Annotated in this window: 10 protein-coding genes; 7 read left to right on the top strand and 3 right to left on the bottom strand. The window is 69.2% G+C overall.

The features are described 5' to 3' along the window. The first annotated feature begins 20 nt into the window (after window positions 1-20). The 5 genes from IAE56_RS18655 to IAE56_RS18675 all read left to right on the top strand — a co-directional run bounded on the left by IAE56_RS18655 (window position 21) and on the right by IAE56_RS18675 (window position 5,497). Entirely contained in the window at window positions 21-530 is a 510-nt protein-coding gene (locus IAE56_RS18655) for an RNA polymerase sigma factor (protein WP_200753558.1), read from the top strand. Further along, on the top strand, window positions 527-1,453 hold the full coding sequence (locus IAE56_RS18660) for a FecR domain-containing protein (protein ID WP_200753559.1): 927 nt from the start codon (window positions 527-529) through the stop codon (window positions 1,451-1,453). The genes IAE56_RS18655 and IAE56_RS18660 overlap by 4 nt, the downstream gene beginning before the upstream one ends. 64 nt (window positions 1,454-1,517) lie before the next feature. Continuing rightward, window positions 1,518-3,995, top strand: a complete 2,478-nt coding sequence (locus IAE56_RS18665) for a TonB-dependent receptor (protein ID WP_200753560.1) — start codon at window positions 1,518-1,520, stop codon at window positions 3,993-3,995. Continuing rightward, entirely contained in the window at window positions 3,982-4,782 is an 801-nt protein-coding gene (locus tag IAE56_RS18670) for a ChaN family lipoprotein (RefSeq protein ID WP_200753561.1), read from the top strand. Before IAE56_RS18665 ends, IAE56_RS18670 begins: the two co-directional genes overlap by 14 nt. Further along, window positions 4,775-5,497: an energy transducer TonB gene (locus tag IAE56_RS18675; RefSeq protein WP_200753562.1), complete on the top strand. Its 723-nt coding sequence runs from the start codon at window positions 4,775-4,777 to the stop codon at window positions 5,495-5,497. The genes IAE56_RS18670 and IAE56_RS18675 overlap by 8 nt, the downstream gene beginning before the upstream one ends. A gap of 67 nt (window positions 5,498-5,564) precedes the next feature. On the opposite strand, the gene dsbG is transcribed toward IAE56_RS18675, so the two are convergent. From dsbG to IAE56_RS18690, 3 genes are all read right to left on the bottom strand, one after another. Next, complete coding sequence (gene dsbG, locus IAE56_RS18680; protein WP_200753563.1) at window positions 5,565-6,404, bottom strand: thiol:disulfide interchange protein DsbG; 840 nt, start codon at window positions 6,402-6,404, stop codon at window positions 5,565-5,567. Window positions 6,405-6,434: 30 nt separating this feature from the next. Further along, window positions 6,435-7,238, bottom strand: a complete 804-nt coding sequence (locus tag IAE56_RS18685; protein ID WP_200753564.1) for a TlpA disulfide reductase family protein — start codon at window positions 7,236-7,238, stop codon at window positions 6,435-6,437. Window positions 7,239-7,322: 84 nt separating this feature from the next. Then, a complete protein-coding gene (locus IAE56_RS18690) occupies window positions 7,323-8,390 on the bottom strand; it encodes a helix-turn-helix domain-containing protein (protein WP_325167210.1) in 1,068 nt (355 codons plus the stop codon). Window positions 8,391-8,570: 180 nt separating this feature from the next. Between IAE56_RS18690 and IAE56_RS18695 the strand changes: the two genes are divergently transcribed. Together IAE56_RS18695 and IAE56_RS18700 are read left to right on the top strand one after the other, a co-directional pair. Further along, the gene (locus tag IAE56_RS18695) at window positions 8,571-8,969 is read left to right on the top strand and encodes a heavy metal-responsive transcriptional regulator (protein WP_150454085.1); all 399 of its coding nucleotides are present in this window, start codon (window positions 8,571-8,573) and stop codon (window positions 8,967-8,969) included. Then, entirely contained in the window at window positions 8,966-11,536 is a 2,571-nt protein-coding gene (locus IAE56_RS18700; protein ID WP_200753566.1) for a heavy metal translocating P-type ATPase, read from the top strand. The genes IAE56_RS18695 and IAE56_RS18700 overlap by 4 nt, the downstream gene beginning before the upstream one ends. Window positions 11,537-11,675: the final 139 nt, after the last annotated feature.

An 11,675-nucleotide genomic window follows, 5' to 3' on the forward strand; every position in this document is an offset into this window, starting at 1 on the left:
ACCCTGCCCCCGCCCGCCCTGTGTCCACGCCTGTCGAACAGACGGATGTCGCGCATCTGTGCGCAGCCCATTACCGGCCGCTGCATGCCCACGTCCGCCGCAAACTCCCGCAACGCAGCGACGCCGATGACGTCGTCCAGGAAACCTGGCTGCGCGTCGTCAAGGTCGCGGCCAGCGGACTGCTGGGCAACGGTCGCGCCTATCTGTATCGCGTTGCCCACAACCTGATCGCCGACCACTACCGGCAGCGCGCGCGCCGCCGCGAGGACGTGCTGGACGACGCCCAGCTGCTGGCCATCGCCGACCCCACGCCGCTGCCCGAACAACGCCTGCTCGACGCCGAACAGCTGCGCCATCTCGACGCCGTCATCGCCGCCCTGCCTGCACGTTCGCGCCAGGTGCTCCTGCTGGCGCGGGTGGAACAGAGAGGGCTGGCCGAGATCGGCCGCCTGCTCGGCATCACCCGGCAGACCGCGCACGGCCACCTGCTGCGTGCGCTGGTCGCCCTGCAGCAGGTACCGCAGGCGTGAGCCACGACGCCATCGCCCAGGAGGCCGCCCGCTGGTGGCTGGACGGCCATGACGGCCACCGCGACGAGAACGCGTTCGCCCGCTGGATCGCGGCCGACCCGCGCCATGCCGCGCAGTATCAGCACCTGCAGGCGCTGTGGCAGGCCGGCACGGGCCTGCCCAGCGTGCAGCGCCAGCACCAGCAGCGGCAGCGTCGCCGTCTGCGCGATGCCGGCATCGCAGTGCTGCTGTTGTGTGCGATCGGCCTGTACAGCCGCCACGTGACACCGCCACCTGCACAGGTCGTACGCACGGCTGCGGGCCAGATCCGCGAGGAAACCCTGCCTGATGGCTCGCAGCTTCAGCTGGCGCCCGGCAGCGAGATCCACGTACGCATCGATGGCACGCGTCGGCAACTGCAGCTGCAGCAGGGCCAGGCGTGGTTCAAGGTCACTGCCGACGCCGCCAGGCCATTCCAGGTACACACGCCGCACGGCACGGTCACCGCGCTGGGCACCGCCTTTGATGTCGCCGTCGGGGAACACGCCAGCAGGGTCGTCGTCACCGAGCACACCGTGCAGGTGGACAGCGGCCCTGGCCATGCCGAAGCCCAGCAGGGCCAGCAGATGCGCTTTGATGGTAACGGCACGACCGAGGCCACCGACATGGAAAGCGGTGCACTGGCCTGGCGCGAGCGGCGCCTGCACTGGGTCTCCGCGCCGCTGGCCACGGTCGCGCAGGGGCTGGATGCCTGGCACGGCGGCCACACCTGGATCATCGGCAGCGCACTCCGGCAGCAGCCGGTCAGCGTGCTCGGCAGTGCCGACGGCGCTGCCGAAAGCCGTGACCAGCTCGCCACGCAGCTGCACGTGCGCGTGCTGCGCCTGCCCGCTGGCATGCAGGTCTGGATGGCGCCGCACGGCGAGCCGCGCGATGCACCCTGACATCGGCCCCATCGCCGCGTCTACCCAGGTGAACGACGCCCCGCGTCATCCCCTGGAGCCTTCGATGCTGTGCCACCGCCCCCTTGTTCTTGCCCTGTCGCTGGCGTGTGCCGGCGCCCTGCCGCTGTTGCCCGCACCCGCCCGCGCACAGGCTGCGACGCGCCACTACGATCTGCCCGCGCAGCCTCTGGCCCGCGCACTGGATGCCTACAGCCGCCTCACCGGCGTGGACCTGGTGATGGCCACCGCACTCCCCGCGGGCCAGATGGCGCCCGCCCTGCAGGGTGACTTCGATGACACCCAGGCGCTGAGCCGCCTGCTGGCCGGCAGCAACCTGCGGCCGCGCTTCATCGACGCCCGCCATGCCACCCTGGAACCGGCGCCGCCCCAGCACGACGACGGCAGCCGCCGCACCGGTCCACTGCGCGTGCAGAGTGACAGCGCGCGCGGACCCGTCGCCGATACCGCTGCCAGCGCCAGCCAGTACGTCGCCCCCACCGCCGATGGCTTCACCCCCAAGGTCGGCAGCGAACGCGTGGCGATGGCCGAACGCCAGGACGGCAACAGCCTGCTGCGCTCGATGCCCGGCAGCCACAGCTTCCACTCGCGCAGCCAGCCGGGCCTGCAGGTCAACATCCGCGGCATGACCGGCGCCGGCCGGGTCAACACCATGATCGACGGCGTGACCCAGACCTTCCGCAACAACGCCGGGCATGGCTCCGGTGGCCCGTTCGCCTATGTCGATCCGTTCCTGCTGGCCGGCGTTGACGTGCAGCGCGGCGCAGTGGCCGGTGCTGACGGCGCCGGCACGCTGGCCGGCAGTGCCAACTTCCGCACGCTGGACATCGACGATCTGCTTGGCGAAGGTCGCGACTGGGGCCTGCGTGCCGGTTACCGCCACGGCAACAACGGCTACGGCGATGGCCGCACCTTTGCCGGCGCCTGGCGCCACAGCGAGGACGGTGGCGACCGCCAGTTCGGCCTGCTGGCAGCGGCCAGCAGCAGCCGCAGCGGCGAATACGCAACCGCCAACGGGCAGAAGAACAGCGCCGATCCGGCCAGCCAGCAACCCAGCAGCTGGCTGCTGAAGGCGCGCCTGCAGCCCAGTGACCAGCATCGGCTGGACCTGAGCCACATGCACTATGAGAACGACTTCTACCACAACTACCCGTGGCAGATTTCCGCGCGCAACCAACGCGCCAGCTACCACTACACGCCCTACACCCCGTGGCTGGACGTGCGCGTCACCTTCGCAGGCAACAAGACTCATCTGTACTACCCGCCCGTGGAGGATTCCAGCTTCATCGGCCGGCGCACGCACAGCAGCCTGAGCAGCTGGACCGCGGACAACACCAGCCGCTTCGAGATGGGCGCGGTGCAGGCGCGTTGGAACACCGGCATCAAGCACCAGTCGGACATCTTCGTGGCCGACACGCCCACCCTGCGCGGCGCCAACCCGCAGGGCCGCAGCCAGCTGGACAGTGTGTTCAGTACGCTGGAGCTGCAGTACGACCGCTACGCGATGACGGCCGGCCTGCGCCAGGAACGCTACGGCATCAGCGGCCACATCCCGGTCTGTTCCGATGTGCCGGGCCAGTGTGCGGACATCGGCGGTGGCGGCATCGACGTGCGCCGCACCCAGCATGCGCTCAGCCCGAACCTTGCATTCTCGGTGCAGGCCACCGATTGGCTGCAGTTGTTCGTCGAAGCCTCGCGCACCTCGCGCGCGCCGCGGGTGCAGGAAATGTTCTTCGAGAAGATCCCGCTGGAAGGCATGAGCGACGCCGATGGCGTGGGCGCCAACCCGTTCCTGCGGCGCGAGCGTTCACGCAACCTGCAGTTCGGCGCCAACCTCAGTACCGACTCGCTGCTGGTCGACGGCGATCTGGCCCAGCTGCGGGTGACCCGCTTCGACAACCGCATCCGCGATTACATCAAGCCGCAGTACCTGCTGGTGGTGCACCCGCCGGAAGTGGCGCCGCTGGTGGTGGCCATCGACAGCGACGAGCAGCTGAGTGCCTGGACCGACGTGCTCGATGCCGATGACTTCACCACCACCACCCGCTGGATGAACCAGCCCGGCATCGTGCGCATGCGTGGCATCGAACTGGAAGCCAACTACAGCAGCGAGCACTACCACGCCACGCTGAGCTGGACCCGCTCGCATACCAGCGCGCCCACCATCGAATACGTCAACCTGGAAGACATCACCGCCCTGCCCGACCGCTACTGGACGCTGGATGTGGGTGGCAGCTGGTGGCAGCAGCGCGTGCAGGCCGGCGTGCGCGCCGAATACTCCGGCCCCACCGAGGAAGGCTACGACTTCTTCCAGACCCGCAAGACCGGCGGCACCGGCGTGCTGCTGGACTTCTACGCCAGCTTCAAGCCGCAGCCCAACACCACGCTGTGGTTGAACATCGAAAACCTGCAGAACAAAGCCTATGACAACAATGCCTCGATCGACAGCATCTTCAGCCCGATCCTGGACCGCGGCAACGGCCGTGGCCGGACGGTCTCGATGGGCGTCAATGTGGCGTTCTGAGCGCCGCTGGCTGCTGCTGTGCCTGCTCGCGTTGGCGGGCATCGCCGGCGCGCAGCCGATGCCGGGCAGCGTCATCGACCTGGCCACGGGCGAGGCGCTGGATGAAGCCGGCTTCGTCCAGCGCGTGGCCACGGCGCAGCGTGTGCTGCTGGGCGAACGCCACGATGTCGAGGCCGACCATGCTGCCCAGCGCTGGCTGCTGGATGCCCTGCAGAAGCAGCGGCCGCAGGGCGCACTGGTGCTGGAGATGATCGCGCAGGAACGCCAGGCGCGCCTGCAGCGCGTGCAGCACTGGTTGGCCAAGGGCAACCGGGCCGACGGCACTCGCCTGCAGGAACTGCTGGGCTGGGACCCACGCTGGCCCTGGCAGGCCTATGGCGGACTGGTGCAGGACGCCGCTGCCGCCGGCACTGCCCTGCACGGTGGCAACCTGTCGCGCGTCGAAGTCGACACCCTGCTGGCTTCGACGGGCCCGGTCACGTTCCCGGTGGCCGACGCTCGGCAGCGGCTGTCAGCGGTCGTGCTCGCCCAGCATGCCGGCGCTGCGCCGATGCTGGAGGGCATGCTGGCCGTGCAGCACGCGCGCGACACGCGCATGGCGCAGGTGCTGGCTGAGGCGCCCGCACCGGCCCTGCTGGTCGCCGGACGCTGGCACGTGCTGCGCGGCACCGGCGTGCCCGGCTACCTGCCGCCCGCGACGCCGGTGCTGGTGATCGCGCTGGCCGCACCGGGCGAAACGCTCGACGTTGGCGACGCCGATCTGCTGTGGGTCGCCGGCGATGAGTGAGCGCAGCGGCCACTGGCCGGCCATCGCCATCAGCGTTGGCCTGCATCTGCTGCCGCTGTTGCTGCTCGTGCACTGGGTGGCAACGCCGCCGGCGCTGCCGCCACCGGAGCAGGACATGCGCATCAGCCTGCGCCTGCTTGCACCGGCCGCGCCGCCACAGCCCATCGAGGAGCGCCACGCCGATACGCCGCGCCCGGCGCAGCAGGCCAGTGCGCCGCAGCCCAGCAAGGCACCACCGCCGCCGCCGCCCACTGCCGCGCGTGAAGGCGAACTCGCGGCCAGCGACGCCGGTGGCAGCGGCAAGCAACCACTGCTGGTTGCGCCGCCTGCAGCAAGCACCAACGCCGCGCCGGCAACCGCCTCGGTCGCCGCTGCACCGCCCACGCCCGACGCACCACCGGCCGACCTGCAGGCCGGCGCCGCCAGCGACCAGTGGGAAGCCCGGCTGATGGCGCGGCTGCAGCGCTACCGCTTCTACCCGGCTGCCGCACGCGCGCGACGCCAGCAGGGCACCGCATGGGTACGGGTCAGCCTGGACCGCGAAGGGCGACTGCTCGCATTGCGGCTGGAGCAGTCCAGCGGCCATGCGCTGCTGGATGAAACCGCGCTGCAGACCTTCCGTCGCGCACAACCGCTGCCACCCATTCCCGATGAGATGAACGCACCGCAGGAACTGGTGGTGCCGGTGGAGTACTACCTGCACCAAGCCGGCTAGCAGAACGCAACAGGCCCGCACGTTGCCATGCGGGCCTGCTGATGTTCATCACGGGTGAGCGGCGCGGTCAGCGCGGACCCAGCACCTTCAGCAGGTCGTCGCCCTGCGGCAGGCCGGCACGACGCTCGACACTGCCCTCTGCGTTCTGGAACAGGATGCCCGGCGTACCCTGGAAGCCCATTTCCACCATCAGCACCTGGTTGGCGTCGAGCTTGCCAGCGACATCACGGCTGATGCTCGGCAGCGGCTTGATGCCACCGCGGTCGAACTGGTGCTCGTTCTCCAGCAGCGCGGCACTCGGGTCGCGGGCGGACAGGATGGCCGCAGCCTTGGCCGGGCTGTCTTCACGGATCACGCCGACCATGATGTGACGCAGCTGCACCTTGCCTGCATCCACCCAGGGACGGGCCGCATCCCAGAACTTGTGGCAATACGGGCAATTTGCGTCACTGAAGGTGTAGACGATCCGCGGCGCGTCGGCCTTGCCGTCACGCACCCACGCACTGGCTTCCAGCTTGGACCACAATTTGGCCGACATCGGCGCGGACACCAGCTTCTCCACCGCCTCGGCGGCCACGTCGTTGCCCTCGGCATCGAACAGGCTGCCGACCAGCACATGCTTGCCATCCGAGGTGACATACGCCGCCGCCGGCTGCTGGCCACCGACCACACCAGCAAAGCCGCGCAGGCCGCCCGGCGCATCGAATTCGGAAACGACCTCGAAACCGTGCTTTTCGATGCCCTTCAGGACCGCGGGGCGCTCGCCCTTGCCTGCCGCAGGGGCCGCTGCAGCGGTGCCGGCGGGCGTCTTGGCCGGCGGCGTCTGTGCCTGGCTGCAGGCGGTCATGGCCAGCAGCATCGGCAGGATCAGGACCGCAGGCGCGGTGCGCAGGGAAATCGACAGCATGGGAACTCCAAAAGGAAATGCCCGCGCAGGCTACCGCAGCCTGCGCAGTTTGTGTTCAAGACCGGCCTGGGTCAGTTCACCGAGGTGCAGATCCTGCAGGCGCCCCTGCGCATCGAAGAACAGGGTCGAGGGATAGGCGCGCACGCCCAGCGCGGTGGAGGCCGACGCAGGCTCGTCCAGCAGGACATCGCGCAGTGCAAGCTGCTCTGCGGCCAGGAACTGCTGCACCTCATCCTGGCCTTCGCCCTGGTTGAGGAAGATGAACTGCAGCTCGGGGTGGGCCTGCTGCGCGCGGGCCAGAACCGGCATTTCGCGCCGGCATGGGCCACACCAGCTGGCCCAGAGATTCAGCACAACGGGCTTGCCACGGAATTGATCGAGGTCCAGCGACTGCCCCTGCAGATCCACCACCTGCAACGCCGGCAGGGACAGCGTGTTGGCCTGCCACTGCGACAGACCATAACTGCCCACGCCCCACAGCAGCGCACCGGCGAGTGCACTGCACAGCACCGGAACACGCAGTGAAGGATGGCGACGCAGGCGCCAGACACCCCACCCCAGCGCTGCAGCCAGCACTACCACCACGTGATAGCCGCCATCGGCAATCTGCAACATGCTCCAGGGCGCGTCACGATAGAAGGCGAAGTTGGCGGCAATGAAGGACACGCGGCCGCAGAGCAGGCCGACCAGCAGCATGTCCAGCACCTGGCCCGCGCCCGAAGGCCGCGGCGGCACGGGCTGGCGCGCCGGCCAGAGCCGCGCGATGCCCATTGCAAGCAGCAGACAGATCAGGATCACCACTACCGGCATCGGCACCGGCCCCACACTTGCCATTACATCACCTGCACCACATTCCAGAGTCCTGCATGGTCGGAGCGCCGCGCCCGCGTTGCAAGCGCGGCGTCCTTCCTGGGGTTGTCAGGCCGCGTCCAGCCGCGAGTCCGCAACCGGTACCACCGGCACCGCCCGCGATGCCATCGCCGCCGGTGCCGACAACGCGCGCTCACGCCGCTTGCAGTTCACGTGCCGCCGGTAATTGGCCGGCGTCATGCCGACGATGCGCAGGAACAGGCGACGGAACGCGCTCTGGTCCGCATAGCCCACGCCCCAGGCTACTTCGTCGATGCTGGCGCCCTGCTGCAGCAGGGTCTGCGCCTTGGCCACGCGCAGCCGCTGGCAGTACTCGATGGGGCGCAGCCCGGTGGCTTTCAGGAAGCGCCGCTGCAGCGTCCGCGGCTCAAGACCGGAGACCTCGCAGATGGCCGGCAGCGTCGCCCCGCGTGCGGAGGTGGTGTGCAGCCAGCGCTGGGCCTTGAGCACATCACGGTCGCCGTGGGCGAAGTTGGCACTGAACCGCTCCAGGTCCTGCTGCACGCCCGCCGGTACGACGATGCCCAGCTGCTGTGCGACCGCGCTGGCCACGCCCTGCCCGTGCAGGCGATACAGCAGGCGCAGGCCCAGGTAACGCCATGCCTGCGGACCGGCCACGGTGAGCAGGTCGCCGTCATCCACCAGCGCACGCTCACTGGGGGCCCAGCTGGCGGCCTGGCCCTGCAGGCCCGGATGGCGCCGCAGATCGGGGCCCGACACGGTGCGCCCGGCCAGCAGGCCCGCCCGTGCCAGCACACCGACGCCGTCGGCTGCCGCGGCCAACAGGCTGCCACCGTCGTAATGCGCACGCAGCCAGTCCAGCAGGACTTCCTCCGCGCGCACCGAGACCACCGGGCTGACCTGGCCCGGCAGGGCAATCACGGCGGGAATCGCCGCATCCAGCATTTCGGCACCGGCGATACGGTTCACACCGCGGTTGCTGGCCGGCACGATCCAGCGGGTGACCAGCACGCGGGCACTCGGGCGCCGCTGCTGCTGGGCCAGGCGATTGGCCACGTGGGCCATTTCAGCCAATACCGAAGCTGCGGACGGATCTCCTCCCGGATACTCGACCACGGCAACCTCGACGAAACCTTCGTTGTTCAGTCCCTCCACGCTCCCCTCCTCCATTCGTTCAGGCCGTCGAGCGGCCGGTTCAGGCGAAGGGTAGGAAGTGCCGCAACGGCAGGGCTATGAAGAAAGTTGCAAAGTGCGCTGAATGGGGGATGCCCACAAACCCTTGACTCTTGACCAGACTCCAGGGTTGACAATGGCGGCATCCACCAGGAGTGCGCCATGAATATTGGACAGCTGGCCCGCGAGGCCGGGGTGCCGATCGACACCGTCCGCTACTACGAACGCCAGCAGCTGCTGCCCACCGCGGCGCGCTCTGCCGGCGGCTACCGCATCTTCGGCGAGCAGGACCTGCGCCGGCTTCGGTTCATCCGCCGGGCCAAGGCGCTGGGCTTCAGCCTGGAGGAAATCGCCGAGCTGCTGGCACTGAGCGACCGCCACCAGCAGGACATGGCCAGCGTGCGCGATACGGCACAGGCGCGCCTGCTCGACATCGAGCAGCGGATGGCCGAACTGCAGCGCATGCATGCCGCACTGGCACAGCTGGTGGACGCCTGCCCCGGCCATGGTGCGCTGGAACAGTGCCCCATCCTCGCCGCACTGACCGAGGACAACGCATGAACAGCGGACATTCCCACCACGGCCACGGCCAATCGCCCACCGCAGGCAGCTGCTGTGGCGGCACGACGCAGGTACCTGCAACGGTGAAGGATCCGGTCTGCGGCATGGACGTGGACCCGGCCAGCAGCCGCCACCATGCTGAACACGCTGGAAAGCAATGGCACTTCTGCTCGGCACGCTGCCGCGAGCGATTCATCGCCACCCCCAGCGCCTTCGATGGCAGCACGCCGAAGGCCGCCGGCGGCTGCTGCGGCGGGCACAAGGCAGCAGCCGGCACCGCCACGGTGAAGGACCTGGTCTGCGGCATGGACGTCGACCCGGCCAGCACCGCGCATCACGCCCATCACCAGGGCCAGGACTACCACTTCTGCAGTGGCGGCTGCCGGCAGAAATTCATCGCCGATCCCCAGCGTTACCTCGATCCGTCGTCCTACGTCGCCCCCGAGGTACCCGCGGGCACGCTCTACACCTGCCCGATGGACCCGGAAATCGTGCAGGAAGGCCCCGGCACCTGTCCGATCTGCGGCATGGCGCTGGAACCGATGATGCCCAGCCTGGACGAAGGCGAGAATCCGGAACTGACCGACTTCCGCCGCCGCTTCTGGGTGTCGCTGCCGCTGAGCGTGGCGACCATGGCGCTGGCGATGCTGGCGATGACGCCGCTGCTGCATGCGCTGTCGCCGACGTTGCGGGTGTGGATCGAGGGCGCGCTGGCCACGCCGGTGGTGCTGTGGGCCGGCTGGCCGTTCCTCGAGCGCTGGGCGCAGTCGATCCGCAACCGCAGCCCCAACATGTGGACGCTGATCGGCACCGGCGTCATCGCCGCCTACGGCTACAGCGTGGTGGCTACGGCCGCACCCGGTGTGTTCCCGCCCTCGTTCCAGCAGCACGGCCACGTCGGCGTGTACTTCGAAGCGGCGGCGGTGATCATCTCGCTCACCCTGCTCGGCCAGTTGATGGAGCTGCGTGCGCGGGCCAAGACTTCGGCAGCGATCAAGGCCCTGCTGGGCCTGGCACCGAAGACCGCGCGGCGCATCGACGCCGATGGCAGCGAGCATGACGTCGAACTGGCGCGGGTGAAGGCAGGTGACCGCCTGCGCGTGCGCCCCGGCGAAAAAGTGCCGGTGGACGGCCGCGTGCTGGAAGGCCGTTCGACGCTGGACGAATCGATGCTGACCGGCGAACCCGTGCCCGTGACCAAGCAGGCTGGCGACAGCGTGATCGGCGCGACCCTGAACGGTTCCGGCGCACTGGTGATCGAAGCCGAACGCGTGGGCGATGACAGCATGCTGGCGCAGATCGTGCAGCTGGTGGCGCAGGCGCAGCGTTCGCGCGCGCCGATGCAGCGCATGGCCGACAAGGTGGCGTACTGGTTCGTGCTGGCGGTGCTGGCCGTGGCCGCACTGGCGCTGTTCGGCTGGGGCCTGTTCGGACCGGAGCCGTCATGGACGCATGGCGTGCTGAGCGCGGTGGCGGTACTGATCATCGCCTGCCCGTGTGCGCTGGGGCTGGCCACGCCGATGTCGATCATGGTCGCGACCGGCCGCGCCGCGCAGCATGGCGTGCTGTTCCGCGATGCCGAAGCCATCGAAGCACTCGGCAAGGTCGACACGCTGGTGATCGACAAGACCGGCACGCTCACCGAGGGCCGCCCGGCGTTCGACGCCGTGCATGCCGGCGCGGGTTTCGAAGACACCCGGGTGCTGCAGTGGGCTGCCAGCGTGGACCAGGGCAGCGAGCATCCGCTGGCCGAAGCCATCGTTGCCGAAGCACGCACGCGTGGACTGCCGTTGCTGGCGGTGGAGGATTTCGATTCGATCACCGGCCTGGGCGTGCGTGGCCGCGTCGACGGCCGCGCGATGTGGCTGGGCAACACCGCGCTGATGGCCGGGCAATCGGTGCAGGTGGCCGCCGTGCAGGAACAGGCCGATGCGCTGCGCCGTCGTGGTGCCAGCGTGATGTACCTGGCGGTTGACGGGCAGCTTGCAGGCCTGTTGTCGGTGGCCGATCCGATCAAGTCGACCACCGCCGAAGCCATCGCCGCGCTGCACCGCGACGGGCTGCGCATCATCATGGCCACCGGTGATGGCCTGCTGACCGCGCAGGCCGTTGCGTCCACCCTGGGCCTGGATGAAGTGCATGGCGAGAGCCGTCCCGCCGACAAGGCCGCCCTGGTGCAGCAGCTGCAGGCACAGGGGCGCGTCGTTGCGATGGCCGGCGACGGCATCAACGATGCCCCTGCGCTGGCCAGTGCCAACGTCGGCATCGCCATGGGCACCGGCACCGACGTGGCGATGTCCAGCGCACAGGTCACGCTGGTGAAGGGTGATCTGCGCGGGATCCTGCGTGCGCGCCAGTTGTCGCGCGCGGCCGTGCGCAACATGCGGCAGAACCTCGGCTTCGCCTTCCTCTACAACGGGCTGGGCATTCCGGTCGCGGCCGGCGTGCTGGTGCCATGGGGCATTTCGTTGTCGCCGATGCTCGCTGCGGTGGCGATGAGCCTGAGTTCGGTATCAGTCATCAGCAACGCGTTGCGCCTGCGCGCGCAGCGTCTGCCGGGCGGCTGACGCACGCGTGCAGAAAGACGTGAAGAAAAGTGCAACAAACGCTTGCCAACCCCCGGGGGCACAGCTATTATTTCGCTCCTCAGCGACGTGGGGCCATAGCTCAGCTGGGAGAGCGCCTGCATGGCATGCAGGAGGTCAG

Source organism: Stenotrophomonas sp. S41 (assembly GCF_016624625.1).
In the GTDB taxonomy this organism is placed as follows: Bacteria; Pseudomonadota; Gammaproteobacteria; order Xanthomonadales; family Xanthomonadaceae; genus Stenotrophomonas.